Raw genomic sequence first — 26,971 nt, forward strand, 5'->3', positions numbered from 1 at the left:
TGGCTCGAGCACTACAACACTGACCGACGCCACAGCGCACTCGGAGGACGCCCGCCAATCAGCCGCCTGGCACCAACGTGATGGCCGGGTACATCTAGTCGCCGTGGTGCGGCGGCACCTGCCGCTGCAGCCACTCGTCCGGCGACCGGCTCGGTGCTGCCTCGTCGCGGTCGTCGCGGGTGGTCTCGGGCAGCACGTCGCCGAAGACCTGGGCCCGCCGCCGTGCGCGCTCCCGCGCCTCCTGCCGAGCCCGGGCGGCGCGCGCGGCGGTGTCCCTGACGTCGGCGTCGGGAGCGTCCCGACGGTCCGGCGTGTCGGTCATCGGGCCGCGAGCTGGGCCACGTTGGCCTCGAGCCAGGCGGCGTCGAACGACGCCCGCTGCGGCGACCATCCGGTCGACGCGGTGAAGTGGTCCGTGCAGACCCGCAGGGACCGGGCGAGCGGTTCGGCGCGCGTGCCCGCGACCCGGGTCATGAACGGGCTCAGGAAGCTCAGACCGGGGCGACCGACCGCGTCGGCGTACGCCTGGACGTAGTCGGCCCGCCGGACCGGCTCGCTGCCGACGTTGTAGACGCCGCTCGGGGCGGACAGGGCGGCCACGACGGCGGGGCCGAGGTCATCGGTGTGGACCGGGTGCAGCCACCCCTCCGGGTCGCCGATGCCGACGGAGCGCCCCTGGAGCGCTGCTCGGAGCTGCCAGCGGGTCATCTCGTCGTCGCCGACGATGAAGCCGAAACGCAGCACGACGCCGATCCGCGAGTCGCAGGTGTAGTCCTGCACCTGGGCCTCCGCGACGGAGGCCGGCTCGGTGGCGCGGGTGATGCCGAGAGGCGAGCCCTCCGCCACCCAGGTGTCGCCCTGGTCGGCGTACAGCTGGCTGACGCTCTCCTGGATGATCCGGCGCACGCCGGCCTCGCGGGCGGCGTCCACGACCCGGCGGACGCCTTCGGTGCGCAGCCGGTCGTTGGTGCGCCAGGCGCCGGGGATGGCTCCGGCGAAGCCAACGGGGACGTGCGTGGCGAGGTTGGCCACGGCGTCGACGCCGGTGAACATGCCCACGAGCAGCTCGTGGTCGGCGAGCGAGCCGACGTACGGCGCGGCGCCGAGGCCGGCGAGGACGTCCGCCTTGTCGGGCGTGCGCGCGAGTCCGACGACGTCATGACCCGCGGCGACGAGCGCGCTGACGGCGGACGAGCCGATGACTCCGGTGGCACCCGTGACGGCGACCTTCACACGCGGCCTTCCTGCTCTGCCGGTCGGACCTCCCCCACCCAGGGGCACAGCCGATCCAGTCTGTCGTGTTCGTTCGAACCACCCGGGCGTCGCGACGTCCCCTCCGCACCCAGGAGCCGGTCATGTCCGGCGTTCCGCGTGCCAGTGTCCGATAACGGCTTGGTAACAGCAAGTCCCGGCGCGGGTTTCTCCGTCAAATCTCCGGTCCAGCCGTCCGCTCAGCGGACGACTTGCGGGAAACCGCCGCTCCTACGCCGTCCCGTCCATCGGGTCATTGCAGGTCAGGTGGCAGACAAAGCGGGCAATCAGGCGCAGAGGCCGTTCGCCTCGGCCGCGGCGGCCCGCGCCGCCTCGTCGCGCTGGTCCTGCTTGGTCGTACCCGAGCCGGTGCCGCCCTGGCCGCCCTGGCCGCCCTGGCCGCCCTGACCGCCCTTGTCGCCCTCGGCGACCGAGCTCGGGTCCTGCGCCGCGGTGGTGATGCCCAGCGACTGGCGCTTGCTGAGCTCGTCGTCGTGGCGCAGCCGGTCCCAGATGGCATCGGCCTGCGGGGCGAGCGCGAGCCGGTTGGGGTCGGGCTCGTAGGTCTCGAACGGGATGCTGAGGAACTGGATCTTGTCGAGGCCGATGTCCTGGAGCTGCTTGGCGAGGCCGCCGAGATCCTTGAGGCTCGCGAGGCCGGGGTCGGTCGTCAGCGACTTCGTCGCGGCGTCGAGGAAGTTGTAGAGCCGCACGGGGTTGGCCAGCGTGCCGGCGGAGATCGCCTTGTTGGCCATCGACGCCAGGAACGTCTGCTGCCGCTTCATCCGGCCGATGTCGCCGTTCTCCGACAGGCCGTGCCGCAGCCGCACGTAGCTGAGCGCCTGCTGGCCCTTCACCTCGTAGGAGCCGGCCGGCAGGTAGATCTTGCCGATGTCGTCGTTGACCTCCTCGGGCACGCACACCGGCACGCCGTCGAGGGCGTCGACCATGGAGCGGAAACCGTTGAAGTCCACGACCACGAAGTGGTTGATGCGGACGTCGGACATCGCCTCGACGGTCTTGATCGTGCAGGCGGGGCCGCCGATGGCGTACGCCGCGTTGAACTGGTCGAGGCCGCCCGGGTCGGCGCCGGAGCCGTCCTTGCGCTCGCACTCGGGGCGCTCGATCATCAGGTCGCGCGGGATGCTCACGCCGTACGCCCGGTCGCGCTTGGCCGAGAGGTGCAGCAGGATCGTGGTGTCGGACAGGCCCGGGGTGTCACCGCCGATGTGGCCAGACTGGCCCTCGCGGGTGTCGGAGCCGAGCAGCAGGATGTTCAGCGGCTTGTGCTCGACGTCCTTCTGGATGATCTCCTGCGGGCGGTCGTCGCCGAGCTGGTCGGTGATGTCGAGCGCCTCGATGTTGCCCTCGAGGTGCCGGTAGACGAAGAACCCCGCCGTGAGCGCGACGACGAGCACCGCGGACAGGGTGACGAGAGCGACCCTGATGACGCGGTGCTTGCGCACTTCTTCGCGATGGCGGGGGGCGTGTGACATGGAGTCCTGCGGGTAGACAGCAACGGCGGGCGACCATGGTTAGGACGACGCAGCACCCACCAGGGTTCCCGGTCCCATGATGCCCAACCCCCGGACGCTGGCGAAATCGTCGGGTGACCTACGTCTCGCCGAGCCAGCCGCGCATCCGCTCCAGCTCGGCCTCCAGCGTGGCGACCGTCTCGTCGACCTCGCCTGCGAGCTCCTCGCTCTCTCCCCGCTCCTCGATCTCGGCGGCCAGCGTGAGCGCCTCCTGGTGGTGGGCGATCATCCGCTCGAGCCACGCGCGCTCGAACCGCGCGTCGCTCGCGGCGGCGAGCTTCTCCAGGTCGCCGTGGCCGTCCTCGTGCGGCGTGTGGCCGTCACCGGTGCCGAACCCCGTGCGCGGCGCCTTCTCGCCCCACTCCTTCAGGAGCGCCGCGAGCGCGTCGATGTCCGCGGTCCCGTCGACGCGGATCTGCTCCGCCAGCTGGGCGATGCGCGGGCTGAGCCGGTCGCGCCCGATCGTCGTGTTGGCCAGCTCGATCCCGGCCGCTCGCTGCTCGATCAGCGATGCCGCGAGCTCGCTGTCGGCGTCGTTCGGCCCGTCACCGCCGCAGGCGGCGAGGAACGGCAGCGCGACGAGAAGGGTGAGGACGGCGCGGCGCATCGATCCATGCTTGCAGCCGCGTGCCGGCTCAGCCCTCCGGGTCCGGCAGCCGGGTGATCCAGTAGTCGGCGGTCGTCGGGGTCGTGTTGCCGAAGCGCGCGTTGACCGTCCACAGGCTCGTGCCGACGTCCGCGACGGTCGTGGGGACGTCGAGGTCGCTGCTCGTCTGCTCCTCGACGACGGTCGCCTTCAGCCGGCGCGGTGAGAGCCGGACGTCGACGACGAGGTTGTCCTGGTTGCGCACGACGTGCAGCCCGCGCTTGCCGTCCGGCTCGAGGCCGTCGCCGTTGCTGAAGTCGTGGCTGCCGGCGTCGATGGCCCGCGTGCGACCGGTCTTCTTGTTGACCCGGAACAGCGTGCCGGTGTTGGACTGCACGAGCACCAGCCAGCGTCCGGACCGCGCGATCCCGTTGGCGTTGAACCCGTCCTCGTACTGCAGGTCGCCGGTCAGCCGCATCTTCTCGGCACGGCCCGACGGCGGGATCTGGCCGTCGACGATCCGCACCACACCGAGCTGCTGCTTCATGGAGTCGGTGGCGTACACCGCCTTGCGGGTGACGACGAGGTCGTTGACGAACCGGCCCTTGCGGTGCGGCAGCCGGTACGTCGCGAGCACCCGGCCGTTGCTGGCGGACTGGGCGCGGATCTCACCCTGGGGGCCGCCGGCGACCCAGAGGACGTCGCGCCACCGGTCGTAGTCGATGCCGACCGCCGGCTTGCCGGTCTCGCTCTTCGACAGCACGGTCGTGCGCCCGTTGCGGAGGTCGGCGCGCAGGATCTTGCCGGTGGCCAGCGACCCGACGTACAGGTCGGTGCCGTCGGTCGTGACGCCCTCGGGCTGCCAGCCCGTGGGCAGGTCGATCCGGTCTCCCGCGCCGGAGGGTGCAGCGACGGCGGGGGCGAGCAGGCCGCCCGCGGCGAGCGGCAGGGTCAGCAGTGCGGTGGAGGCGCGCAGGCGCAGGGACTTCGTCATCGGGACTCCCGGGGTCGGTCGGTCGAGACGGTCCCGGCCATCCTGCCTCGCGAACCGGCCGCCGGGCCAGGGTCGACCGGCCAGGGCCAGTGGTCAGGCGCGCGCTGCGACGACGGCGTCGCGGAGCGCGCCGCCCAGCAGGGTGGTGTCGTTGGAGACCACCACGTAGTCGAACCCCGTGTCGACCAGCCCGCGCGCGGCGTCGCCACTGCCCGCGGCGATGCCGACCGGCACGCCCGCGGCCTGGCTGACCGTGCGCACGTGGTCGATCCGGGCGGCGAGCTCGTCGGAGCCGGGGGCGACACCGAGCGACAGGCCGAGGTCGGCCGGTCCGACGAAGAGGGAGGACACGAGCTCCTCGCCCAGGACCCTCTCGGCCGCGACCCACACCCGGAACTCCAACACCGGGCGCACCGTCCTGGCTCCCACGTCTGCCCCGTAGCCACCGGCCACCCGAACACCTCGGTCGTTACCGGATCAGCCCCGCCGGCGGCAGTCCCACCAGCACCCGCTCCCGCCGGCTCTCGCGACCGGAGCCGGCCTGGAACGGGTTCGGGTTCGCTGGGCACACCTGACCCTCGGGCGGCAACGACACCGTCAGCAGGTAGGCATGCACGTAGTCGGTCACACACGCGCTGCGCTTGTACGCGGTGTGCCCCCAGCCGGCGTAGCTGAGCAGCCGGCTGTTCGGCAGCAGCGCCGCGGTGGCCGTCGCACCCCGGTAGCTGGTCACCCCGTCGAAGAAGTTCCCCACCACCAGCACCGGCGCCGCCGTCGTCGCGGTCCACGGCCCGGTGTACCGGTCCGCGTTGACCTCCCAGCGCGCACACCCCGTGTCGAGCCACCACCACAGCGGCCCGAACTGAGAGCCGTCCCGGGCGTACCGGCCCACGTCGCGCCACCTCGAGTACGCGCGTGGGTAGTGGCTGTCGGCGCAGTGGTTGCCGAAGTAGGCGTCCAGCCAGTTCGGGTAGTTGGCCGCACCGCCCGGTGGCCTCAGCTGCGCCCGCAGCCCCTGGTGCAGCCGGCCCGCGTCGGCCGCCGCACCGGCCTGGTCGCCGAGGGCCGCGTCGGCCAGGAAGTCGAACAGCGCCGCGGCTCCGTTCGGGCCGTCCCACACCTCGGGCGCGTACATCGCGCTGGCGGCGTCGCCGACCAGGTAGTCGTAGGTGTAGGCGAGCCCCTCCGGAAGGAAGAGTGGCTGCCGGCGCAGGGCGCCGGCCAGCTGCGCCCACCGTGCGGCCGACCCGGCGGGGGTCCAGAACGCGCACTCGGGGCCGGCCTCGTCGCACAGCCTCAGGAACTCGTTGAACTCCTCCTGGGTGGAGAGCCGGTCGTCCTCGATCTGCCTCCCGCTCGTCCACCGCTGCGGGTCCAGCACCCCGTCGACGACCAGGGCCCGGACCTTGTCGGGGAACAGGTTGGCGTAGGTGTTACCCAGATAGGACCCGTAGGAGAAGCCGAGGTAGGTCAGGCCCGCGTCGCCGACCGCCTCGCGCAGCCCGTCGAGGTCACGGGCCACGTCCGCGGTGTTCATGTGCTCGAGCACCGGGTCGCCGCGGTCGCGGCAGGCAGGGCCCAATGCGGCGAACGCGTCGAAGAAGGGGCGGTACTGCCCCCTGCCATACGGGAACAAGGGTTGGCCTAACAAGGCGCCGATGAGCTGCATCCTGTTGTCAAAGCAGTGCATCGGGGCTGAGGCTCCCGCCCCGCGCGGGTCGAAACCGATCACGTCGAACCGGCCCTCGAGCCGGGTGCGGAGGTAGTTCCCGAAGCGCGAGAACACCAGGCCGACCCCGGACCCGCCCGGGCCACCGGGGTTCACGAACACGCTGCCGATGCGGCCTGCCGGGTTCGTCGCCGGCAGCCGGTTCACCGCAAGACGGATCGACCCCGCGTCCGGCCGGTCGTAGTCCAGCGGCACCCGGAACGTGGCGCACTCGTAGCCGGGGTGCTCGATGCCGCACGGCGCCCACCGCAACGCTGCCCGCTGGCCCGCGCCGGCAGGCCCTGCCGACGGCTGCGCTGATGAGTCGGCTGGTGCGGCCGCCGCGACTGTTGACCCGGCGGCGGTAGGTGTCGCCGCGAGCAGCGCGGCCACGACGAGCCGACGGACCCGTGCGTTCGACCGACCCCGAACGTTCATAGCTCGGCCCTCCCCTAAGGCGACGAACTTTTCACGACGGTAGGCAGCCCCGACGAGTGGACGCCATAGTCCGATTGCGGTAACAGCGTCTGCGCCCGTAGCCTCCCCGACCCCCGTCCTGAGCTCCCGACGACGCCAGCGGACCTCGACTAACGCGCCGGGGGCAGACACCTGCGCCACACGGAGATCGGTCGGCGGCGGGCGCCGCCTTGCTGCGGTTCGCCCAGGCGCTCAGGCTCGGCCATGAACGACCAATCAGGCGCTGGCACCGGCAGGTTCTCAACGTGGACGATGAAGACGCTTGGCGAGCCTTGAAGGATGCAACAGACCTGCTCTCAAAGCGTCCGCAGCTTCTGTCCGTCGAGGTGATCGATGACCAGCGCGCTGCTGCGCTCACCTCCAAGCGCGGTCTTGACTCCAAAGTCGCGACCCTGCAATGACGCAAGCGACCGCAGCCCGGTCAGCGCACAGCCAGCCGCCAAAGTGTCTTACCGCCGCGTGGGCAAGCCACGTGTTGACGACCGGCTAATCCTGGTACCAACCCCAGTCCGACAGCCGACCCCGCGGCGGCTTGACCGGCGCCCATGCACGCGTGGTGCGCCCGGTACCGCGGAAGACACGATCGAGTTCGTAACCTGTGCTTGTGCCAAACGGTCCCAACGAATCGATCGCCACTGTCGTGGGATTCCTCATCCGTGACAGCCCGACAGAGTCCTTCGACGAGCTGTTACCCCTTGAGCCCGGCCTCAGTGTCCTGTACGGACTCAATGGAGCCGGCAAATCGAGAACGCTTCAAGACGTCAGACGATTCTGGGCAGGACTTCACACCCACTCCCTTGCCCTAATTCGGTTGCCAGGATGGTCCTCGACCTTGATCGACTGGAACCGAGAGACCGATCGCGGCGACTGGTACCCCGACTGGGCTCGTCGAGCGCGCCTTTCGAGCGCTGACGAGGACGAAATTCTCGTAGCCTGGTTGCGCATGTGTCTCGAGGCTGATGACGTCACCTTTCCCGCCATAGCGATGGAGAGTGACCCGGTCAATCGCCGTGCAGAGCTAATAAAGACCTGGCTGAACCAGCGATTGATTCTCGTATCCGCTGAAGGCTCGCAGGGGCGCGGGCGGTGGGTGTCGGCCCCTGCGTTCTTGACCGGACCTGGGTTCTCGTCCATCAACGCCGAGATCGAGTTGTATGACCGGATCGCGGAAGAGAACGCATGGGACGACCATGTCGGCGAACCGTTCCTCACCCCATTTGGCAAGATGGCGGACGGACGCACGATCTCTTGCGCAAGTCACTTCGGCATGCCGGCGCTGGACGTGTTTCAACGCTCCGCCACCGCGGCCCAGCACGACCGGCTGCTCGACGTCGCACCGGTGCTTCACGACCTCGCCCAGGACGTCGATGAGCGCACACAATCGCACTTGCATGAGCGGATCAATCCCGCGGTGACCAGCGTCAATAGCGCGCCCTCACCGTCGCCGCAGCTCGTCGCTCGCGTACGAGAACTCGAAACCCGGGCGAACTTCCACTTCTCCGGTGTTCTTCAGGACGCTCCGACCCTCCGGTTACACGTCGATCCAATTGGTTTCGGTCACCGGGTGGAGTGGTTCGTAGCGAACGACACTGGTGGCCTCGAGGTCGACGACGAGTCCACCGAAGTGTCTATCGAGGTTTGGGAGCGCGAACGACGGGTCGCGGAACTTAGCGCAGCGCAACGACGCTGGGCGCACTGGAGCATTGAGATGGCCGTACATGACATTGAGCGTCCGGACGTTGCGTCTGATCGGCTGATCCTCGTGGATGAGCCAGAGGCAGCGCTACACAGATCGGCCGAGGCCCGGATGGCTGACTACCTCTCAACGCTCGCGACCGACGGATCCACGCAACTATTGCTCGCCACCCATTCTCCCGAGTTGCTCGACCTCAACGCAGCTAGTGTCTACGAGATCGCCCGGCGAAACGGTCGACGGCGGCTCTCCCAGCTGACATCTGTTGCACGGGAGGACATGGATGAGTTGGGATTGCTTCCCAGCGATCTGCTCCGTCGTCAACGGGGCTTCATCCTGGTGGAGGGGCTGCACGACGAAGTCGTCTTAGACGAGTTGTTCGGAGACGAACTCCGGCGTCAGCGGGTTGAGCCGTTGCCGATGCGCGGAACTACAGAACTTTCACCGGCGAAGATCGCGTTCTTATTCGAATACACGCCGGCGCATGTCTTCGTCCTGCTCGACAATGTGATGACCGCGGAGTTGTCTGACGCTTGGGGCCGGGTGCTCGAGTTGACTGCTGACGGTCAACTCGATGCCGCTCAGGAGGCACTGTCCAGCGCGGCGAGTCTGAACACCGACGAGGGCAAGAAGCTGCGCAAGGTACTGACTGAGGTCGTCCTGGACGGTCAAGCCGCACGATTGACTCCATTCGGGCTCACTGCAGCCGATGTCATCGAGTACTTGCCGGTGGAGGTTCTTGTGCCAGGCGGCACGGATTGGCGAGCACTTCGAGAACGTCACCGGGTCTCTCGCGAGACGAGCAAGAAGACGCCCAAGGACTTCAAGACCTGGCTGAAGATCGCCCTTGACGCTGACTTTAGTCAAGAGTCGGTTCGCGCGGCCGTGCAAAGGCTTGACCACATCCCGCCCGACCTACTGCGGCTACTCAAGACCATTGAAGCTCACGCGCAGCCCAGCGACAGGATCCAGAGTCTGTGATCGCGAGGGCGCGCCGCTCGACATGCGACCTAACGAGGCCCCGATGGCCAAGATCACGGCGCCTGGCATGCCTTCGCACTAGCCGCATGGCGGGACCCGCGCGCATGCGTGTCGGCGCGAGGCTCCAGCTTCTTCGTCGAGCGCATCGCTCCGCTGCAGTCGGGACATCCCATCCCGAGAGCCGCGATCAACGAAGGTCGCGCGAGCAACAGGTTAGGCGGGCTGCCAGCGGTCGAAGAACCGGCGGGTCTCGGTGTGCCAAGGCGCCTTGCCGGCGCGGAACCCGGGGCTCGGCTCGCCGGACCTCTCGTTAACGACCAAGACTGCAAGGGAAGGTTCCTTGCGGCTGATGCAGTTGCACGTGAGCGCTCGGCCGCGGGCAGTTGAGGAGCGCACGACCGGGCAGCAGAGAACTGAGCGAGCCACGGGTCGGCGCGGCACCAAGGCGCAGAGCGAGGTCTGCGTGGCGTGTCTAGTCGCCGCTACCCAGCGATGATCGATTGTTGGAACGTTGCGCCCAAACGAGGTTGGCGAGGCGTGCGATCTCGTCGTTGAGCTCAACCAACTCGAGGAGGTCACCAGCCATCGCTTGCTCGGAGGTGGGTGTCCAAACAATTTCCGAGCCGCCCGGCGTGCCATTGGGCACGCGCTTCGAGCGCCATCCCTGCGCCTCCTCGAGCGAGGGGTTCGGCCAGAGACTGTGCACAAGACCATTCCGGCGATCCATGGCCTCCGAGACCCTCGACATCACGGCGGCGATTTCGGCTCGGAGGTCACTAGCCACGTCGTCGAGACGCTGCTCGATCAACTGCCGCAGTTGCCAGAAGGGCTTGCCGGCATGAGTGGGTTGAGGTTGGTCATCCAAAGCCCACAAGAGCATGAGTGTGCGATCCTCCACGAGCGTCGACACCATCACGACCCGCCCGACGAGGCCGTAGAACTCCTCTGGAACGGGCCCGAACATGGATTCCGGGACGCCATATTGATCCGTCACACCAGCAAGTCTGGCTCGGTTCCAAAAGGTCAAGCGGGGTGACCCTGCCCTGACGGTGCGTCTATCCGCCGCGTCGGGGGCGCAGCTTTGGCTGCGTGCCGACTGTGTGGGGCGGGATGGTCTCGGGAGTCCTGCCGGGGATGGCCGCGTCGACGTAATCTGTGCCCATGGCCCGGTCGCCCGGCGTAGCCTGGTGATCGGAGCCCGACGTCGCCCGCACCCTTGTTTGGGACTCACGCACAGTTGACTGCGCTAACGGGGGATCGAATGGCGGGCACCGCGGACTGGTCACATCAGGCGACTCTGGCGGCTTCGCCGCTCAGCGCCTCGGAAGCCCGTCGCTTCGTCTGCGATCACCTGGTCGAGCACCGCCTGCTGTACCTTGTCGATCCCGTCCGACTGGTGGCCAGTGAGCTCGCGACCCACGCCTTGGTGCACTCGCAGACCGCGTTCACCATCAGCCTGGCTGCGCTGGGTGAGAAGGTGGTCCTCACCGTGCGCAACGACTCCGACGCCGACTCCGCATGGGGGAGGGACACATCGGCGGCCATGCCCTCCGACGTACGCGGGCTGGAGATCGTCAGTCTGGTCAGCCTGGAGTGGGGAGCCGGCAGTGACGAGGGTGCCCAGACGCTGTGGGCCGCCTTTGCGATGCGCTCCGGACGGTCGTTCTAGGGGCCCCGCGAGCGCGGAGGACGCCCGACGCAGTGCGCTCGCGCCTTGCACCAAGACAGAACGTCTGCTGACGCGAGCACCGCCACGCTCTCTACCCGAACCATGATTCACGCGCGACCGGGTATCCCAGCGAGGTGTCGGTTATCTCGGTATGGCGTCCAGACGCGCTCGTCACCCCCAGTGACTACAAAGACCTCCTCCTCGTAGCGCTGCAAGCATTCCAACAACCTTCGTCAAGCCAACTGGCTCTCGTACTGAGCATCGACCCCGACCGGCACCTGTTCGCAGTGACCCGGCACCCCGGCGAGGGCGAACTGCGCCTGGAGGCCAAGGTCTGAGTGTCAGCGCCAAGCGGGGGAACCTTCCCCGCGCCGCCGCTGCCGCGGGGAATGTCAGGACTAGGGTGGCGCCTTGGTCCCGAGACCCGCTCGGCGCCCCGGACGCTTGGTCCCGTCGTTGCTGACGAGCACGGGCTCGAACCTTCTCGCCATCATGCTCACCGGCACCCTGACCCGCTACGACTGTCCACTCGGCTTCGTCGACATGCACCTCGAGTCCCAGGAGACGTAGAGGATGCGACCCCGTCCGTACTCACGGGAGAACGGCCGGACCGGATCGCCGCTCCAGGCTGCAGACCGCCCAGGCTTTGCCTCGGTTGGGGCGTCCGCTGCGGCACCCGGGTCTGCCACGAGCGCGCGTTCGAGACGCGTCTTTCCGCCGCGTTCCGGCCTGCACCCTCAGCTGGCTCTCGCTCGCGCACCGCATGTGGTCGGGCGGGCGGAGCCTCCCCCTGCCGGGCAACCTCGCGTCCCTGTGCTCGATGGCTGCGGGCGGTTGACTATCCTTCTCGTGCGGCATGGACGGGCTCCCTGCAAACTGCGAGGGTTTCAGCGAGGGTTTCCGCCATACTCCGCCCTCGTAGCTCAGGGGATAGAGCGTCGGTTTCCTAAACCGTGCGTCGCAGGTTCGAATCCTGCCGGGGGCACCACACAGAACCGCAGGCCAGACGGCAGGTTGACCGGGCTCCCGTCACAACTTGGCGGCATGTAAAGGGGCTCTGGGTCGGCACAGCTTCTCCAGCGTCATGTCTCCTCGCCGAGCACGCTCCGGCCGTACGGCCTGGAGGTTTCGTCGACCAGCCCCAGAAGCAGCAGCTCCTGCCGCAACTTCCTGGCCACAGGGAGGCGATCGCGCTCCAGGGCGTTGATGTAGACGCGGAGCGCCTCGCGGAGCGCGAGCACGCTCTCGCGATGCTCGAGGACGGATTCGCGCTTGTGATGGCCGGCATCTAGTTCCAGACGAGCGGCCCTCAGGTCGCCGGCAGCGCGTGCGAGCGGGGGGATCGGTCGGCCTCGGCGAGGTTCCATCACGGCTCGCAGGACAGGAGACGGGAGCGGCGGGGACACCTCACGAGATCACGCCCGCCGTCTCGCGAACGGGGATGTCGCACCACACCGTCTTGCCGTCGTCCAGACGGACGACCCCCCACCGGCGCGACAGCGCGTTCACGATCAGCAGCCCCCGACCGTCGAGCGCCGACAGCGAGGCCCGCAACTGTCGTGGTGGTTGTGGATGTCCGTCGGTCACCTCGACTCGCACCAGGTCCGGCCCGATCTCGTAGAGCAGCACGATCTCGGGCAAGCCGTGCATCACGGCGTTCGCGACCAGCTCGCTCACGACCAGGCGGACCACGTCCGTGACGTCGCGGGGCAGGTGCGCGCACGCGGTGGTCACGAGCGCCCGCGCCCGTCTCACCGATTCCAGCTCGTACTGGAGCTCCACGTGCTGGGCGGTCACAGCCAGACGCTCCTCGACGAGGTCATGGCCGGGCCTCCGGCTCGGTGGAAGGTGCGACGGCGACTGCCACGAGATACCCGCTTCCGAGACGGCGCCTCACCGGGCACCCGCCTCCGATCGTCGATCGCCGGGAATGGGTCACCGGCGGCGACGCGCTGAGACTCTCGGTTTCTCCACTGTACGCGTCCAGCCGCGTGCACCAACCCGACGAGCGGGCAAGCCGGCCTCCGGGCCGTGTCGCCCGTCAGACGCCAGCGTCGGGCAGCTACCGCGCGTCGACTCCGCCTGGTCGACCCGTCGAGGAGCTCTGCATGGCGCCGAGTGAACGACCGCTCGTCGGTAATGTCCGAATGCTCCTCTGCGCTGAACCAGGGGCACGCCTGACAGGCCCGGCGCCCGCCGCCAGCAGCGTGGTCCGCGGGCTGGCGGCAGGACGAGGGAGACGCCAGCATGGAGACTTCAACCCTGCGTCGCTTTGGGGTGGTGGTGTGGATCTCGAGACCGGCTTACGGGCGCTGCTTGTGGTGTCGATCGTCTCGGCGGCCGCACCGTTCGTGTGTGCCCTGCTGGCCAGGTTTCGGATCCCTCAAGTGGTCGTCCTCATCGTCGGCGGGGTGCTGATCGGCCCCGAGGTCTTCGCGTTCGCGGAGCGGGACCCGATCGCGCTTGTGGCCAACGTCGGGCTGGGGTTCCTGTTCCTGCTCGCCGGCTACGAGCTCGAGCTCGACCACTTCCGCGAGCGGAGTGGACGGCTCGCGACGGTGGGGTGGCTGATCAGCGCCGTGGTGTCGGTTGCGGTCACCGGCGTACTGGCGGTCACCGGCTTCGTGCATGCGTTCGTCCCGGTAGCGCTGGCCCTCACCACGACGGCGCTCGGGACGCTGCTCCCGATCTTGCGTGACAACCACATGCTGGACGGGCCGCTCGGGCGTCACCTCATGCCCGCTGGTGCCGTCGGTGAGTTCTTCCCGATCATCGGGATCGCCGTCTTCCTGGGCTCCAAGGGCCGCGTGTACGGCCTTGTCTCACTCGTCGTGATGTGCGTGCTGGCGCTCGGCCTGGCGTGGCTGCCGCGGCTTGCGCGGCTCGACCGGCTCGGAGCGATCTCCCGGCAGCGCGAGCACGCGACGTCGCAGACCACGCTGCGGCTGACCGTGATGCTGCTGTTCGCGCTGCTGGTGTTCGCCAGCGACTTCGGGCTCGACGTGGTGCTCGGCGCGTTCCTCGCAGGTGTGGTGCTACGTCGGTGGGCGCCGGGTGACGTCGAGGCGCTCGAGGACAAGCTCGACGCAGTTGGCTACGGGTTCTTCATCCCGGTGTTCTTCGTCTCCTCCGGGATGGGCCTCGACCTCGACTCGATCGCGGAGGCGCCGGCGCGGCTGGTCGTGTTCTTCCTCCTGCTGCTGGGAGTGCGCGGGCTTCCATCGCTCGTCCTGTACCGCCGCGACCTCGATGTTCGTGAGCGAGCACAGATGACGCTGCTGACGGCCACGTCGCTGCCCCTGCTGGTGGCGCTGTCCGAGGTGGGACTGGCGAGCGGCGAGATGCTGCCGGAGAACGCCGCCGCCCTGGTCGGCGCGGGCGTCCTCTCGGTGATGGTCTTCCCGGGCGTTGCGGTCGCCCTCAACCGCCCCGCGCCGAGACCGACGAGCGACCAGCCGTCGCGATCCGCTCCGACCTGAGCACGGCTGGAGCGTCCCGCTTCCCGATTCCGGCTGCACACCACCACGAGCGCGACGCAGCCCACGCGGTCCCGGCTCACCCTGGGATCAGAGACCGGCCCGCTACATTGCGCCTCATGGAGCTGCTGCCCTGCGTCACCGACGAGGAGTACGAAGCGTGGCGGGCTGTCCGACTCGCTGTCGTGCCGGAGGAGCGCTGCCTCACCGTCGAGGAGATGCGTCAGCAGGACTCGTCGGAGCGCCTCCTGCTGCTCGCGGTCGAGGACGGCGACGTGGTGGGCTCCGGCATCGCGGACCGGTCCGACACCGCCGGGGCGGGGTTCGTCGCCCCGCGCGTCCTGGCCGGGCACCGTCGCACGGGTGTGGGGTCGGCGCTGCTGCGAGCCCTGGCCGAGCACTGCGGCGACCTGGGCCTCTCCCCCATCGTGGCCGGCGTCGACGACGAGGGGTCCCTGGCCTTCGCCGAGCGTCACGGGTTCGTCGAGGTCGACCGCGAGGTCGAACAGGTGCGGACGGTGCGCGACGAACCGGCTCCGACGGACCTGCCGGCCGGCGTCGAGGTGATCGAGGCGAGCCGCCGTCCCGGCCTCTGGGCCGCCAGCTACGAGACGTTCGGCAAGGAGGTGCTCGCCGACTTCGCGCTGTACACGCCGCTGCAGATCAGCGCGGAGCAGTGGAGCACGACGTGGTACGGCGACCCCATGTTCCTGGCGACGTACGACGGCGAGGTGATCGGCTGCGCGGGCCTCAACCGCGACACCGACCGGCCGGAACGTGCCGAGAACGCACTGACCGCGGTCCGCCGCACGTGGCGCGGCCGCGGCATCGCGTCACATCTCAAGCGCCGCACGTTGCACTGGGCTGCTCTCCACGGACTGGAAGAGATCTACACGTGGACACAGGTCCGCAACGAGCAGATGCTGCGCCTCAACGAGCACCTCGGGTACGTCACCACGCGGCAGAGCATCACCGTCTCGAGAACGCTTCCGCTCCCCGACGTGACGCCCTGACCAGAGCCGTGAAGGACGCCTGAACCGACCCGGGTGGAACCTAGGCTGACGCCATGAGCCACGTGCCGCCGATCGAGCGTTCACGACCGATCCAGGTCGGCTCCGAGAGAGCGATGCTGGAGAGCATGCTCGACTTCTACCGCGCAACGGTGGTCAACAAGGTGGCCGGTCTGACCGACGCTCAGGCGTTCACCGCGGCTGTCTCGCCGTCCACGCTGACACCGGCCACCGTGGTCAAGCACCTCGCCGGGACCGAGCGGTTCTGGTTCAGCATCGACTTCGCGGACCTCGACGTGCCCTGGCCGTGGACCGACGACGACCTGCACAGCAACTTCCGGATCGAGCACGGCGACACGCTCGCGACGGTCGTGGCCGACTACGTCGAGGAGTGCGCGAGGTCACGACGCGCGGTGGCCGGTGCGCGACTCGACGATGCCGCCCGCGGAGAGGGCATGGACTTCACGCTGCGCTACGCGATGATCCACATGATCCAGGAGACGGCGCGGCACTGCGGTCATCTCGACCTGTTGCGCGAGAGGACCGACGGGGCTGTCGGCATGTGACACGGTGCCTCCATGGACGTGCCGGGGGGTCGGGTCCCTTCGACGGCCGCCTGACGGACGCGGATCGGCTACGTCCCGCCCTCCGCAATCTGCGGGTCCGCGGAGACCGACGGCGGCCAGCGATGCTCGCGCCACGCGTCCCAGGTCGCGAATCCCGTCGGTGGCTCGTCGATGGGCTCGCTGCCGTCGAGCTCATCTGGCGTCGGGACGTCGATGCTGTCAGACCAAGCGGCGAGCTCCTCGTCGGAGATGGGCCACGTCGTGTGTGGCGCCTCGGCCTGGCGCTGATCGAGTCGTCTTCGCTGCTCGGCCGGGGTGAGCTCGAAGTAGCGGAGCTCCGCCCTCGCGCCGAGGTCTGCCGCTGCCTGCCGGAGGGCGGAGCGCTCGTCCCGACTCCACAGGCCGTAGTCGATCACGACGTTGTTGCCGAGCTCGAGGGCGCGAAGCCCGATCTGGATGAGTCGCCCCTCGATCACGTCCTGGGCCGAGGGTGGGTTCTCGTTCCCGTAGAGCGCCTTCACCCACTCGTCCTTCGTCAGACGAAGTGCTCTCTGCTCGACCTCGATGCGCCGCGCAGCAGTGGTCTTCCCGGTGCTCGGAAGCCCCACCGTCAGGAACAGTGTCGGTCGCCTCATGGTCAACCCCTCAGGACAGGAACGTGCGGATGAGCGGGACCACCTGGGAGCGGTGCTCCTCGAAGAAGCCGTGGCGGCCACCCTCCACGAGGTGGAGGCGCGCAGAGCGGATGCGCTGCGCGAGCAGATGCGCGTTGGCGACCGGGGCCATCAGGTCGTCGGTGCCGTGGAGCACGAGGGTCGGTGCCTCGATCTGGGCCAGCCTGTCCCAGGCGTCGTGGCGCGAGCTGGCACGGAGGTGCGCGCGTTGCTCCTGCTTGCTCATCGTCGGGTCTCCGAAGAGGTGGCTGTGCTCGGGCGGGTGCGGCCACTGGTCGGTGTAGAAGAGCCGTTGCAGAGCCGCACGCCTGCGGCCGGGATCGGGGTCGCCGAGGGAGCGGCGGACCTGGGCGTCGCGTTCCTGGGCGTGCGGCCCGCCGGGTGAGGTGCACGCCAGCACCAGTCGGTCGACCACCGCGGGATGCGCCGCCGCGAGGACCTGGGCGACACGCCCTCCCATGGACGTGCCGTACACCGTTGCGGACACGGCGCCGACGGCGGTCAGTACGTCGCGGGCGTCGTCGGCGAAGAGCTCGGTCGACCAGTCGGTGACGTCCCCTCTGCTCTCACCGGTGCCGCGCTGGTCGAAGGTCACGACGCGGAAGACGTCCTCGAAGTCCTCGCGGAGCGAGCTCCACCATCGGTGCGAGTTGGCCTGGCCTGCCAGCAGGAGCAGGGTCGGACCGGCCGCGAGTCCGCTGACTTGGACGGAGAGCCGGAAGCCGTCCGCCGCGGTGGCCGTCAGTCGTCTCATCGGGAGCCCAGCCTAGGCGGCCCTGCGGACGATGGACCCGGGACCATCGCCGAGGGATGAAGCCTGGGCGCGCACTTCACCTTCCTGCTCGAGCCGCAGCACCGCGGCTCCACGCGGTTGCTCTCCAGGCTGTCAGGGTCACGAACCCGGTCACCCCGGCCGTTGTCGCTCACGTCGCCGTGAAGTGCTCCGTGGCCCACGTGGTGGGGATGATCGCCCGGCGACCTCGGTCGGCCATCGTGAACCCGACCAGCTCGACGGTCCTCACGACGAAGGGGACGGGGTCGACGCGGCGGTGCTCCGACACCCAGGTCACGAGTGACTCAGGCTGTGCGATCGGGCCGGCGAAGTGGACCAGGTTGACGTACCAGATGTCACGCGGTGGCCACTGCGCCTCGTACCAGCCGAGGTCGCCGAGGGAGTCGGCGAGATCCTCCATGAAGCTCCACGCGGCATCGTCCTCGGCTTCGACCTGCGCCATCACCGTGCCCGGGGTGAGGGTGACACCCGTGAAGCGCAGGCGGAGCGGGGCGGTCCGGGCGCAGACCTCCCGCAGGACCCGCCCCCACCCGATCGCCACGTCGTCGGTCGGCGCGCGGTCCGGTTGCCGTGGCTCGAGTGCCCGCACGGTGAGGTGCGCGCTCCCCCGGGCGCCCGTCTGCAGGTGACCCGGGCCGGCGTGCTCGAGGGCCTGTCCCATCCATGCGCTCATCAGTGCCGAGATTGGCTCCGGCGGCGACAGGATGAACGAGGCCGGCCACCTGCCGTCGGGCTGGAGCGGTCCCTCGCACCGGTGCAGCTGCCTGGTGATCAGCGGCGCCGCCTCCGCGAAGAGCTCGTCGAACCGAGAGGGTGCCTCCGTCTCCGCCGCCACTCGCACGGCGTGAGCCTAGAGGGTCATGCCGTGACCTCCTGCGGCGCAGCCGTGCGTGGCTGGTCCGAGCCCGGCCCCACCGAGCACGCCGGGCGGCATGATGACCCCGACGAGATGCAACCTCCTGCGCGTCTCGACTCGTTGACTGGGCATGGAGCGGGGTGACTGATGCGCGACGAGGCGGCGTTCGTCGAGTTCGCGCAAGCGGCGAGTGCCCGGTTGCGCCGGACGGCGTACCTGATGTGCGGCGACTGGGACCTGGCCTCGGACCACGTGCAGGAGGGTCTGATCCGGGTGTACGTCGCGTGGCCGCGGCTGACCCGGTCAGGCGGCGAGTACGCCTACGCCCGCCGGGCCGTGGTCAGCGCCCTGATCGACCACGCCCGGCGCCGGTCGAGCACGGAGGTCGTCAGCGAGGTCACGGTCGAGCGGTCGTCCGAGCAGGACGTCGCCGAGGACGTCTCCGCGCGCGCCGCGCTGATGACGGCGCTGACCGCGCTGCCACCACGCCAGCGCGCGTGCGTGGTGCTGCGCTACTTCGAGGACCTCAGCGTCGCGCAGGTGGCGGAGGCTCTCGGGTGCAGCGAGGGCACGGTCAAGAGCCAGACGTCACGCGCGCTGGCCTCGCTCCGGTCCGTGTTCGACGGCTCGCCCCTCGGCGGGCTCGTGACCGAAGGAGCGTCGTCATGGTGAACGAGCTGCGCGAGCTGCTCCGCGACAACGTCGCGTCCGCGCCGCAGGACCCCGTCGACCTCTCCGTGGTCCTCGCGACAGGTCGCCGGCGGGTACGGCGCCGCCGCCTCTCGGCCGTGGGGGGCGCCGCACTGGCGAGCGCCGCCGTCATCGGCCTCGCCACGCTGGTGTGGCCCGCTCCCCCCGACCTGGGCGCGGCCGGCGTCCCCACCCCGGACGCACCGACCCTGCACCTGGCCGACGCGGCGGACGCCGTTGCCGGCGAGGACTACCGCGTGCTGGCGTCGCACACCAACGACGACCTCGAGGCCGACAACGGCCAGTACCTCGACGGCGTCACCGACGACGGGCAGATCCTGTTCCGCGACGGGCCGCGCGCGGACCTGCCGCAGGCGCGGTACGCGCTGATGGACCCGGCCACAAGCGAAAAGACCTGGCTGCCCGACCCACCCGCACCCGGCGGCGAGCAGCTGTGGCCGGTCGACCTCGGAGCGGAGCGGCTCGTGCTCACCGGGCTGCGCTTCGCGGAGGCCAGCGACGGCGCCGACCCCTTCGCCGGGGCGCGGCTCTTCGCACTCGTCCTCGACCGCGAGTCGCAGACGTGGTCGAGGCTGGAGTGGCCGGACCTGCCCGATGTCGACCGGCCGGGCACCCAGGCGCTCGGCCCGGACGGTCGCCTCTACGTCCGCGTGCCCGCGACACAGGGCCGGCCACCCGAGGGCGGCTGGCCGACCGGGCCGGACGGCGAGGCGGACGACGCCGACGCGCCGGGCGACACCTACGACCTGTGGTCGGTGTCGCTCACCGACACCGCCGACGTCCGGGACGAGGGACTCACCCTCGGAAGCATGGCGTTCACGGACACGAGCATGGTGTGGACCGACTCCACGAACGGCGACGCCGGGGACGTGCACGTGCGCGACCTCGCCACCGGGGACACCCGGTCGTTCGACCCGCAGACCGGCGAGAAGTGCAACCTGCTCTCCTTCGGCGCGACCCACGAACGCATCGTGATGGGGCAGTACTGCGGCACCTACGCCGACGGCGTCCGCGACGACCGCGTGCAGGTGCTCAGCACCGACGGCGACCAGGTCGTCACCGTGCAGGACGACAGGATCGATGGTGGTCTGGCCGGCACCGACGGCGTCGTGACCGTCACGTCGTACCAACGCGGACGGGCCGGCACCTACGTGTACGACCTCAGGACCGACCGGTTCCTGCGCCTCAGCGACGACGTGTCGCAGTGGTCCATGGGCGGGCCAACGCCCGAGGGACGCGTCCTGTGGACCGTCCCCGAGCACCGGCGTGGCGCCACGCAGGTGCTCGGGGAGATCCTCGACTGACGTCACCCGAGCAGGCTGGTGGCCCCCTCCACGACGAGCAGCACCCCGAACACCGTGAACGCGCCGGCGGCCAGGTACTTCACCAGCCTCTCCGGCAGCTGCCGGCCGAGCCACAGGCCGACAAGGATCGCCAGGGCGTCGGCGAGCACCATGCCGACGGTGCTGCCGATCCAGGTGCCGAACCAGCCGTAGTCGGTCGCCAGCGTGATCGTGGCGAGCATCGTCTTGTCACCGAGCTCGGCCAGGAAGAAGGCGGTGCCGACGGCGAGGAGGGCGGATCCGCTCGCCCGCGCCGCCTTCTTCTGCTCGTCCTCGGTCAGGGCGTCGCCGCGCAGGGTCCAGGCAGCGAAGGCGAGGAACGCGATGCCGGCGACGATCGCGATCACGTCGGTGGGGACCGCGTCGCCGATGACCGAGCCCAGGGCGACGGAGACCAGGTGGACGATGGCCGTCGCCACCGTGATCCCGGCCAGGACGGTGCGGGCCCGGAAGCGGGTGGCGAAGGTCATCGCCATCAGCTGGGACTTGTCGCCGAGCTCGGCGAGGAAGATGACGCCGGTGGAGACCAGCAGTGCGGTCATGAGGGGGTTCTCCTGTTCCGCCCGGTCCCGAGCGGCGCTGGAGCATGCCCTCGACCGGGCACGTGATGGTGTGGGTCCACGTCGTGCCGGTCGAAGGTCTCGCCCGCCCACGTGCGACCGCTTCCGCGACCGCCGGTGTGGGCCGGTGGAGCCGGACCGGACTCGTCCCGGGACTCCGGGCGGGAACGGTCAGTGTGTCGACTCCACTGTTGGGGGCTACTCCCCTTCGCTGGGCGTCACTTTATCGGAGGGCGGCCGATGGTCCCGACGCGTGTCCACGGCTGGTCGCATCGGGGCATGTCGTCGGCCGTCACCGCGTCATACCGTCGAGGTGATGACCACGCTGCAAGCCACCGAGCGACACCTGCGACTGGCGACCGCGGGCGTGTGGCTGCTGCCGGCGTACGCCTTCTGCCTCGCACTCAGCACGCTGACCCACGAGCCCGACCACAGCGAGGACTTCGCGGCCTGGTCGCGCTACGTGACCACGGACGTGTTCGTGGTCAGCCACGTCGGCCTCAGCATCCTCGGGGCCGGGCTCGGCCTGGTGGGCGTGGTCTGCGCGCTGGTGCTCATGCTGCCCGGGCCCGCGTCCGGTACGGCGCTCGTCGCCACGGCGCTGACGATCGTCGGCAACGTCCTGTTCACGAGCATCTTCGCGGCCGCTGCCTACGCGCAGCCCGCGATCGGGCGTGCCTTCCTCGACGGGATGCCCGGCGCCGAGAGCCTCTACGACCAGGTCTACGGAGCCCCCTTGCTGACGGCGTTCGCCCTCGGCGCGCTGACGTTCGTCTCCGGGGCGCTGCTCCTCGGCAGGGCGCTGGCGCGGACCACGCCCGCACTCCGGTTCGCCGGCTGGACGTACGGCGTGGCGCTGGTGGTGTTCCTCGTCGCGGGGTTCACGGTGTCCGTGCTGCAACCCGTCGCGGCCGCCGTCGCCTGCGCCGCGGGCGTGGTGGTGGCGCTCCGGCTGCCCGCGTCGTAGTCAGGCCCGCGCGCGCCCGAGCAGCCGGTCGAGCCAGCGCGGGCCGCCGTCGGCGCGCTCGGCGTCGTGACCGCTGCAGCGCTCGGAAGCGGGGACGCCGGCCAGCACCTGGTCGACGTGCTGGCCGCAGCCGGCCCAGGTGGTCCTGCCGCAGGTCCTGCAGGTGGTGCGTCGGCACATGGGTTCTCCTCGGTGGGTGATGGTGATGGTGATGGTGATCAGGTCAGGACGGGGATCGCCTGCCACGCCGTGCCGGCACCGACCGCCACCAGGAGCAGGGTGAACGCCGTCTGCAGGCGGGCGCTCGGCACGGCGTCGGCGACGCGGCTGCCGAGCCGGCCTCCGGCCACGGCGGCCGCGGTGAGCAGGGCGACGAGGATCCAGTCGGGCGCGGGTCCGGTGCCGGCGCGGACGGCCAGGGCCGCCGCGGAGGTGATCGTGATGACGACCAGGGACGTCCCGGCGGCGTAGCGGATCGGGAGCCCGAGCGCGAGAACGAGGGCGGGCACAACGAGGAAGCCGCCGCCGACACCCAGGAAGCCGGTGAGCAGGCCCACGACGGTGGCGGTGACGAGCACCTTCACGGCGCGCGGGCACCGGCACATGAACGTCGGGCTGAACGAGACGATCGGGTCGTCGAACCGCGGCCGGTCCGGGCCGCTGCCGCTGGCGACGCCGAGCCCGGCGCGGGTGCGGCGAGCGTGCCTCACCTGGCGGACGGTCATGACGGTGGCGACCACCGCGACCACGGCCGCGAACGACGCCAGCAGCACCGGCTCGGGCACCCGCGACGAGGCGACGGCACCGGCGGCCGCGCCTCCGGTCGCGACGATCCCGAGCACGGCGCCCCGGGCGGGCAGCACCCTCTCGGCGCGCCAGGCGGCGTAGGCGGAGACCGCGGACGTCGTACCGACGACGACGAGGGAGCCGGTGGTGGCCTGGGCCGCGTCCTGGCCGAGAAGGTAGACGAGCACCGGTACGGCGAGGATCGACCCGCCACCCCCGAGCGCGCCGAGGGCGAGCCCGATGCCGAGGCCGGCCACGAGCGCGACGACGACGGTCATGCCTCGGGACCGACGAGGTGCAGGTCGACCTCGCGGGCGTTGTCGAAGGTGTCGTCGATCGCGACCAGCGTGTGCCCGGCCGCGGACAGGAAGGACGCGGCGACGGAGGCGCGGTAGCCGCCGGCGCAGTGCACCCAGACCTCGGTGCCCGGCACCTCGTCGAGACGGTGCGGCAGCTCGTGGACGGGGATGTTGAGCGCGCCCTGGATGCGGGCGGACTCGTGCTCGTCGGTGCGACGCACGTCGAGGACGGTGACGGCCCTGTGCCGACGCACGGCGGCGAGGTCGGCGAAGGTGGCCGTGGGGAACGACGCGAGGTCGCGGTCGGACCAGTCGGCGGGCCCCCCGGTCGCGGCGGCGGCCGGTCGGTCGATGCCGATGCGGACCAGCTCGCGCTGCGCCCGGGCGACGTCGGCGGCGGTCTCACCCAGCAGGGTCAGCGGGGTGCCCCAGCCGATCAGCCAGCCCAGGTAGGTGGCGAACCCGCCGTCCAGCCCGAAGCTCAGCGTCCCCGGCACGTGGCCGGCCGCGAAGGCGGTCCGGTTGCGCAGGTCGACGACCCACTCGCCGGCCTCGATGCGACGGCGCAGCTCGGTGGCGTCGGCGGTGACCGGCGGGGACAGGTCGGGTGCCGACGGTCCGGCGGCGTTGGCCGGAGCCATGTGGGCGTAGTAGGCGGGGTAGGCGCCGAGCCCGTCGAGCAGCTCCTTGACGTACGTCTCCTCGTCCTGGGTGAGGACCGGGTTGCTCTCCTTCTCGCGACCGATCGTCGAGGCGTCGGCGTCGGACTGGGTGGCCGAGCAGAACGACCCGAAGCCGTGGGTCGGGTACACCGCGGCGTCGTCGGGCAGCGTGCCGGCGAGGCGGTGCGCGGAGGCGTGCTGCAGGTGCACGAGCTCGTGGGTGTGCGCGGCGCCGAGCAGGTCCGGGCGCCCGGTGGCGCCGAACAGCAGGCTGCCGCCGGAGAACACACCGACGTCGCGCCCGGTCGCCGTGTCGCGCAGCGCATAGGACAGGTGGGTGAAGGTGTGGCCCGGTGTCGCCAGGGCGGTGACGGCCATCCGGTCACCGACGCGCACCGTCTCCCCGTCGCGCACGGGCGTCCGGTCGAACGAGACGTCGTCGGCGGCGTTGACCAGGTACGCGGCACCGGTGGTCCGGGCGAGTGCGTGCCCGCCGGTGACGTAGTCGTTGTGGATGTGCGTCTCGAAGACGTGGGTCAGCCGTACGCCGTCGCGGTCGAGCAGGTCGAGGACCCGGTCGATGTCGCGCTGCGGGTCGACGACGAACGCGACCCCGCCGTCGTGGACGAGGTAGCTGCGGTCGCCCAGCGTCGGGGTCTCGATCGGGATGACGGTCAGGTGCATGGCGGTCTCCGACTCCGGTGACGAGGCGATACCCAGGGGGGTATCAGCACTAGAGCGACGGTAACACCCCCGGGGGTATAGTTCCAACCGTCGCCTTCCCACCACCCACCTCCCCTGGAGACCAGTCATGGAGCTCAACCCGGCCGACCTGGGCCCGGTCATCAACCGCATCAAGCGCGCCCAGGGGCAGCTGGCCGGCGTGCTGCGCATGCTCGAGGAAGGTCGCGACTGCGAGGACGTCGTCACCCAGCTCGCCGCGGTCTCGCGAGCCCTGGACCGCGCCGGCTTCGCCATCGTCGCCACCGGGCTGCGCGAGTGCCTCACCTCCGGCGACGGCATCGACAGCGTCGACGCGAAGAAGATGGAGAAGCTCTTCCTCTCCCTCGCGTAGTCGCCATCGACCCGGCGTCACCGGCCGGGCATCAGCACCGTCGTGAACATCCGCCGGGTGCGCCGCTCCGAGGGCCGGTTGTCCAGCAGCGGCCGCACCACCGCGACCAGGTCGTCGAGGAGCTGTCGCATCTCGTCGTCACTGAGGTGGAGGGCGGCCTGGCGGTAGCCGACCAGGTCCCGGGCGAGGTCGACGTCACCGGAGTCGAGGTACCGGTCGAAGTCGCCCAGGAGGCCCGCGACGAACGCGGTGAACGCCTGCCGGTGCTCGTCGACGCTCATCGACGCCGCCTCCGCGGGCCCGACCACCCGCGCGGGGTCCCGCAGCCGGTAGGTCCGCTCGGTCGCGCCGCGCACCCGGCGCTCGTCGACGACCTGCAGCAGCCCAGCGTCGTGCAGGGTCGCGACGTGCCGGTAGAGCGTGGCCGGAGCCACGTCCGGCAGGTCCGCGCGCAGCTCGCCGGTGGTGCGCGACCGGTCCCCGAGGAGGCACTGCACGATCCGGAGCCGGACGGGGTGCAGCAGCAGGTCGGCGCTCGCCATGGGGCGATGTTATCTCAATTGACAATGTTCTCAGTGATGAGAATAGAATGCTGTCATGACCACGATCTCCCTCCACGAGGACCGCCTGTCCGTCCGGTTCACCCGCACCGAGAAGGTGCTGGGCCTCGTCCGGGACCGGTCCTTCCCGCTCGGGTCGGTGACGGCCGCGCGGGTCGAGGACGTCGGGCTGCACGCCGTCCAGGGGCTCCGCGCCCCGGGTCTCGGCCTGCCCGGCCGGTGGCTCGTCGGCACCTGGCGCGGGCACGGCCGCACGCTGGTCTCGGTCCGCCGCGGCCAGCCGGCGCTCGTCGTCGAGCTCACCGGGCAGCGGTTCGACCGCCTGGTCCTCGGGACGCACGACGCGGCCGACCTGGCCGGCCGGCTCGGGACCGGACACCCCGCATGACCACCGTCGACCTCGAGGTTCCCGGCCCCGCCGGGCCACTGGGCGCCACGCTGGAGCTGCCCGACGGCGCAGGCCCGTTCCCCGGCGTCGTGCTCGTCTCGGGGTCGGGCCCGCTCGACCGGGACTCGGACCACAAGCGGATCCGGTTCGGCGTCTCCCGGCAGCTGGCGGCCGCGCTCCAGGCGGCCGGCGCCGCCTCACTGCGCTTCGACAAGCGCGGCGTCGGGCAGACCGACCTCGACTGGCGGACGGCCGGCCTGGAGGACAACGCGGACGACGTCGCCGCCGCGGTCGAGACGCTGCGGGCACGGCCCGAGGTGCGCGACGACGCCGTGCTGGTCGTCGGGCACAGCGAGGGCGCGATCCTGGCCGGCATGGTCGCGGCCCGGGGCGTCCCGCTCGCCGGGGTCGGCCTGCTGTCCGGCGTCGCCCGGACCGGGCGCGACGTGCTGCGCTGGCAGACCCAGGCGATCCTGCCCACCCTGCCTGCCCCCGTCCGCGGGCTGCTGCGCCTCCTGCGCATCGACCTCGCCGCGAAGGTGTCGAGGAACCACGACAAGATCGAGCGCACCACCACGGACGTCGCGCGGATCGGGGGCGCCCGGCTCAACGCCCGGTGGTTCCGCGAGTTCCTCTCCCACGACGTGGTCGCAGACCTGCGCCGCACCGACGTCCCGGTCCTGGCGGTGACCGGGGCCAAGGACCTGCAGTCGCCGCCCGAGGACGTGCACCGCATCGCCGAGCTCGTCGGTCCGCGCGCCGAGGCACACCTGCTGCCGGACGTGACGCACACCCTGCGCCGCCAGGACGGCACGCCGTCGCTGAAGCGCTACAAGGAGGAGGTACGGCGTCCGCTCGACCCGGCCGTGGTCGACCTCGTCGTGCACTGGGCGGCGCGGGTCACCGCGGGCGCGGCGACCTGAGCGGACGGCGTCAGGCCGCGACGGCGGCGCCCGGCGCGATGCTGCGGATCCTCAGCAGGTAGCCCGTGTCGCACGACAGCCGCGCCTCGGTCTCGCGGACTCCGGCGCGGGTCAGGATCACCAGGACGGACACCGGCTTGGCCACGACCGGTCGCACCCAGAACGGCACGTGCTCGCAGGCCTCCTCGATCTCGTCCATCACGATCGGGCGCGCGGCGCTGACCGCGAGCGTGTCCTCCTTGGCGACGACGACCGTGCGCTCGGGGGCCGTGGCCCAGGACGGCGCGATCTCGTCGTACCCGGGGAGGTAGGTGATGCACCAGACCGCGGCGACGATCACGCCCATGACGACGGCGACCTCGGCGGCGACTCCCCCGACGCGAGCGGTGCCGGACTGTCCCATGCGCACCTCGCTCGCTCGCCGTGAC

33 protein-coding genes and 1 tRNA gene are annotated in these 26,971 nt (G+C 70.6%); 15 read left to right on the forward strand and 19 right to left on the reverse strand.

What is annotated here, in order from left to right:
• A partial coding sequence (locus tag ETU37_RS00005) for an integrase core domain-containing protein (RefSeq protein ID WP_129985062.1) occupies positions 1 to 81 on the forward strand: 81 nt, incomplete at its 5' end.
• A gap of 13 nt (positions 82 to 94) precedes the next feature.
• Here the strand turns inward: ETU37_RS00005 and ETU37_RS00010 are convergent.
• The 7 genes from ETU37_RS00010 to ETU37_RS00040 form a co-directional block, all read right to left on the reverse strand.
• Positions 95 to 322 (reverse strand): hypothetical protein, encoded by a 228-nt coding sequence (locus ETU37_RS00010; RefSeq protein ID WP_129984826.1) that lies wholly within the window; start codon positions 320 to 322, stop codon positions 95 to 97.
• The gene (locus tag ETU37_RS00015) at positions 319 to 1,233 is read right to left on the reverse strand and encodes an NAD-dependent epimerase/dehydratase family protein (RefSeq protein WP_165372325.1); all 915 of its coding nucleotides are present in this window, start codon (positions 1,231 to 1,233) and stop codon (positions 319 to 321) included. The genes ETU37_RS00010 and ETU37_RS00015 overlap by 4 nt, the downstream gene beginning before the upstream one ends.
• A 305-nt stretch (positions 1,234 to 1,538) precedes the next feature.
• On the reverse strand, positions 1,539 to 2,717 hold the full coding sequence (locus ETU37_RS00020) for an LCP family protein (RefSeq protein WP_165372326.1): 1,179 nt from the start codon (positions 2,715 to 2,717) through the stop codon (positions 1,539 to 1,541).
• A gap of 148 nt (positions 2,718 to 2,865) precedes the next feature.
• Positions 2,866 to 3,393, reverse strand: coding sequence for a DUF305 domain-containing protein (locus ETU37_RS00025; RefSeq protein ID WP_129984829.1), 528 nt, complete (start codon positions 3,391 to 3,393; stop codon positions 2,866 to 2,868).
• Between the two features lie 28 nt (positions 3,394 to 3,421).
• Complete coding sequence (locus tag ETU37_RS00030) at positions 3,422 to 4,366, reverse strand: SMP-30/gluconolactonase/LRE family protein (protein WP_129984830.1); 945 nt, start codon at positions 4,364 to 4,366, stop codon at positions 3,422 to 3,424.
• Between the two features lie 93 nt (positions 4,367 to 4,459).
• Positions 4,460 to 4,771: an HpcH/HpaI aldolase family protein gene (locus tag ETU37_RS00035; protein WP_129984831.1), complete on the reverse strand. Its 312-nt coding sequence runs from the start codon at positions 4,769 to 4,771 to the stop codon at positions 4,460 to 4,462.
• 64 nt (positions 4,772 to 4,835) lie between these two features.
• Entirely contained in the window at positions 4,836 to 6,347 is a 1,512-nt protein-coding gene (locus ETU37_RS00040; protein ID WP_165372328.1) for an alpha/beta hydrolase, read from the reverse strand.
• A 449-nt stretch (positions 6,348 to 6,796) separates the two neighbouring features.
• Here ETU37_RS00040 and ETU37_RS22970 point away from each other — a divergent pair, with 449 nt between their 5' ends.
• Entirely contained in the window at positions 6,797 to 6,952 is a 156-nt protein-coding gene (locus ETU37_RS22970; protein WP_165372329.1) for a hypothetical protein, read from the forward strand.
• Positions 6,953 to 7,383: 431 nt separating this feature from the next.
• Positions 7,384 to 9,225 carry an ATP-dependent nuclease gene (locus ETU37_RS00045; protein ID WP_129984833.1) on the forward strand — a complete coding sequence of 614 codons (1,842 nt, stop codon included), beginning with the start codon at positions 7,384 to 7,386 and terminating at the stop codon, positions 9,223 to 9,225.
• 472 nt (positions 9,226 to 9,697) lie between these two features.
• Here ETU37_RS00045 and ETU37_RS00050 read toward each other — a convergent pair whose 3' ends face one another.
• A complete protein-coding gene (locus tag ETU37_RS00050; protein ID WP_129984834.1) occupies positions 9,698 to 10,219 on the reverse strand; it encodes a DcrB/PsbP domain-containing protein in 522 nt (173 codons plus the stop codon).
• A 267-nt stretch (positions 10,220 to 10,486) separates the two neighbouring features.
• Here ETU37_RS00050 and ETU37_RS00055 point away from each other — a divergent pair, with 267 nt between their 5' ends.
• The 3 genes from ETU37_RS00055 (at position 10,487) to ETU37_RS00065 (ending at position 11,882) form a co-directional block, all read left to right on the forward strand.
• A complete protein-coding gene (locus ETU37_RS00055) occupies positions 10,487 to 10,894 on the forward strand; it encodes an ATP-binding protein (protein ID WP_129984835.1) in 408 nt (135 codons plus the stop codon).
• Positions 10,895 to 11,028: 134 nt separating this feature from the next.
• The gene (locus ETU37_RS00060) at positions 11,029 to 11,232 is read left to right on the forward strand and encodes a hypothetical protein (RefSeq protein WP_129984836.1); all 204 of its coding nucleotides are present in this window, start codon (positions 11,029 to 11,031) and stop codon (positions 11,230 to 11,232) included.
• Between the two features lie 574 nt (positions 11,233 to 11,806).
• A tRNA-Arg gene (locus ETU37_RS00065) sits at positions 11,807 to 11,882 on the forward strand.
• A 94-nt stretch (positions 11,883 to 11,976) separates the two neighbouring features.
• On the opposite strand, the gene ETU37_RS22975 is transcribed toward ETU37_RS00065, so the two are convergent.
• Positions 11,977 to 12,135, reverse strand: a complete 159-nt coding sequence (locus ETU37_RS22975; protein ID WP_165372330.1) for a hypothetical protein — start codon at positions 12,133 to 12,135, stop codon at positions 11,977 to 11,979.
• A 166-nt stretch (positions 12,136 to 12,301) separates the two neighbouring features.
• The gene (locus ETU37_RS00070; protein WP_165372331.1) at positions 12,302 to 12,691 is read right to left on the reverse strand and encodes an ATP-binding protein; all 390 of its coding nucleotides are present in this window, start codon (positions 12,689 to 12,691) and stop codon (positions 12,302 to 12,304) included.
• Between the two features lie 350 nt (positions 12,692 to 13,041).
• Here ETU37_RS00070 and ETU37_RS00075 point away from each other — a divergent pair, with 350 nt between their 5' ends.
• From ETU37_RS00075 to ETU37_RS00085, 3 genes are all read left to right on the forward strand, one after another.
• A complete protein-coding gene (locus ETU37_RS00075; protein WP_129985063.1) occupies positions 13,042 to 14,373 on the forward strand; it encodes a cation:proton antiporter in 1,332 nt (443 codons plus the stop codon).
• A 116-nt stretch (positions 14,374 to 14,489) separates the two neighbouring features.
• A complete protein-coding gene (locus ETU37_RS00080) occupies positions 14,490 to 15,383 on the forward strand; it encodes a GNAT family N-acetyltransferase (protein WP_129984838.1) in 894 nt (297 codons plus the stop codon).
• A gap of 53 nt (positions 15,384 to 15,436) precedes the next feature.
• Positions 15,437 to 15,946, forward strand: a complete 510-nt coding sequence (locus tag ETU37_RS00085) for a DinB family protein (protein WP_129984839.1) — start codon at positions 15,437 to 15,439, stop codon at positions 15,944 to 15,946.
• A gap of 68 nt (positions 15,947 to 16,014) precedes the next feature.
• On the opposite strand, the gene ETU37_RS00090 is transcribed toward ETU37_RS00085, so the two are convergent.
• The 3 genes from ETU37_RS00090 to ETU37_RS00100 all read right to left on the reverse strand — a co-directional run bounded on the left by ETU37_RS00090 (position 16,015) and on the right by ETU37_RS00100 (position 18,254).
• A complete protein-coding gene (locus ETU37_RS00090) occupies positions 16,015 to 16,581 on the reverse strand; it encodes a P-loop nucleotide/nucleoside kinase family protein (protein WP_129984840.1) in 567 nt (188 codons plus the stop codon).
• A 10-nt stretch (positions 16,582 to 16,591) separates the two neighbouring features.
• Positions 16,592 to 17,374: an alpha/beta fold hydrolase gene (locus ETU37_RS00095; RefSeq protein ID WP_129984841.1), complete on the reverse strand. Its 783-nt coding sequence runs from the start codon at positions 17,372 to 17,374 to the stop codon at positions 16,592 to 16,594.
• A gap of 169 nt (positions 17,375 to 17,543) precedes the next feature.
• Complete coding sequence (locus ETU37_RS00100; protein WP_129984842.1) at positions 17,544 to 18,254, reverse strand: hypothetical protein; 711 nt, start codon at positions 18,252 to 18,254, stop codon at positions 17,544 to 17,546.
• Positions 18,255 to 18,416: 162 nt separating this feature from the next.
• Between ETU37_RS00100 and ETU37_RS00105 the strand changes: the two genes are divergently transcribed.
• The gene (locus ETU37_RS00105; RefSeq protein WP_129984843.1) at positions 18,417 to 18,941 is read left to right on the forward strand and encodes a SigE family RNA polymerase sigma factor; all 525 of its coding nucleotides are present in this window, start codon (positions 18,417 to 18,419) and stop codon (positions 18,939 to 18,941) included.
• Positions 18,935 to 20,284, forward strand: coding sequence for a hypothetical protein (locus tag ETU37_RS00110; protein ID WP_129984844.1), 1,350 nt, complete (start codon positions 18,935 to 18,937; stop codon positions 20,282 to 20,284). The genes ETU37_RS00105 and ETU37_RS00110 overlap by 7 nt, the downstream gene beginning before the upstream one ends.
• Before the next feature lie 2 nt (positions 20,285 to 20,286).
• Here ETU37_RS00110 and ETU37_RS00115 read toward each other — a convergent pair whose 3' ends face one another.
• Positions 20,287 to 20,865, reverse strand: coding sequence for a TMEM165/GDT1 family protein (locus ETU37_RS00115; RefSeq protein ID WP_129984845.1), 579 nt, complete (start codon positions 20,863 to 20,865; stop codon positions 20,287 to 20,289).
• 334 nt (positions 20,866 to 21,199) lie between these two features.
• On the opposite strand from ETU37_RS00115, the gene ETU37_RS00120 reads away from it, so the two are divergent.
• Positions 21,200 to 21,850, forward strand: coding sequence for a hypothetical protein (locus ETU37_RS00120; RefSeq protein WP_129984846.1), 651 nt, complete (start codon positions 21,200 to 21,202; stop codon positions 21,848 to 21,850).
• Here the strand turns inward: ETU37_RS00120 and ETU37_RS00125 are convergent, their stop codons facing one another.
• The 3 genes from ETU37_RS00125 to ETU37_RS00135 are packed head-to-tail and all read right to left on the reverse strand — an operon-like array spanning position 21,851 to position 24,281.
• Positions 21,851 to 22,030, reverse strand: coding sequence for a hypothetical protein (locus ETU37_RS00125; protein WP_129984847.1), 180 nt, complete (start codon positions 22,028 to 22,030; stop codon positions 21,851 to 21,853).
• A 38-nt stretch (positions 22,031 to 22,068) separates the two neighbouring features.
• Positions 22,069 to 22,914, reverse strand: a complete 846-nt coding sequence (locus ETU37_RS00130; RefSeq protein ID WP_129984848.1) for a sulfite exporter TauE/SafE family protein — start codon at positions 22,912 to 22,914, stop codon at positions 22,069 to 22,071.
• Positions 22,911 to 24,281: an MBL fold metallo-hydrolase gene (locus ETU37_RS00135; RefSeq protein WP_129984849.1), complete on the reverse strand. Its 1,371-nt coding sequence runs from the start codon at positions 24,279 to 24,281 to the stop codon at positions 22,911 to 22,913. The genes ETU37_RS00130 and ETU37_RS00135 overlap by 4 nt, the downstream gene beginning before the upstream one ends.
• 127 nt (positions 24,282 to 24,408) lie before the next feature.
• Between ETU37_RS00135 and ETU37_RS00140 the strand changes: the two genes are divergently transcribed.
• Positions 24,409 to 24,672, forward strand: a complete 264-nt coding sequence (locus ETU37_RS00140) for a metal-sensitive transcriptional regulator (protein WP_129984850.1) — start codon at positions 24,409 to 24,411, stop codon at positions 24,670 to 24,672.
• Between the two features lie 17 nt (positions 24,673 to 24,689).
• Here the strand turns inward: ETU37_RS00140 and ETU37_RS00145 are convergent, their stop codons facing one another.
• Positions 24,690 to 25,214 carry a helix-turn-helix domain-containing protein gene (locus tag ETU37_RS00145; protein WP_129984851.1) on the reverse strand — a complete coding sequence of 175 codons (525 nt, stop codon included), beginning with the start codon at positions 25,212 to 25,214 and terminating at the stop codon, positions 24,690 to 24,692.
• 55 nt (positions 25,215 to 25,269) lie between these two features.
• On the opposite strand from ETU37_RS00145, the gene ETU37_RS00150 reads away from it, so the two are divergent.
• Both ETU37_RS00150 and ETU37_RS00155 read left to right on the forward strand, forming a co-directional pair.
• Positions 25,270 to 25,620, forward strand: a complete 351-nt coding sequence (locus tag ETU37_RS00150) for a hypothetical protein (protein WP_129984852.1) — start codon at positions 25,270 to 25,272, stop codon at positions 25,618 to 25,620.
• Positions 25,617 to 26,543: an alpha/beta hydrolase family protein gene (locus ETU37_RS00155; protein ID WP_129984853.1), complete on the forward strand. Its 927-nt coding sequence runs from the start codon at positions 25,617 to 25,619 to the stop codon at positions 26,541 to 26,543. The genes ETU37_RS00150 and ETU37_RS00155 overlap by 4 nt, the downstream gene beginning before the upstream one ends.
• 10 nt (positions 26,544 to 26,553) lie before the next feature.
• Here the strand turns inward: ETU37_RS00155 and ETU37_RS00160 are convergent, their stop codons facing one another.
• Complete coding sequence (locus tag ETU37_RS00160) at positions 26,554 to 26,946, reverse strand: hypothetical protein (protein WP_129984854.1); 393 nt, start codon at positions 26,944 to 26,946, stop codon at positions 26,554 to 26,556.
• Positions 26,947 to 26,971 lie beyond the last annotated feature (25 nt).

The sequence above is a fragment of the Nocardioides iriomotensis genome, from assembly GCF_004168035.1.
Lineage (GTDB): Bacteria > Actinomycetota > Actinomycetes > Propionibacteriales > Nocardioidaceae > Nocardioides_B > Nocardioides_B iriomotensis.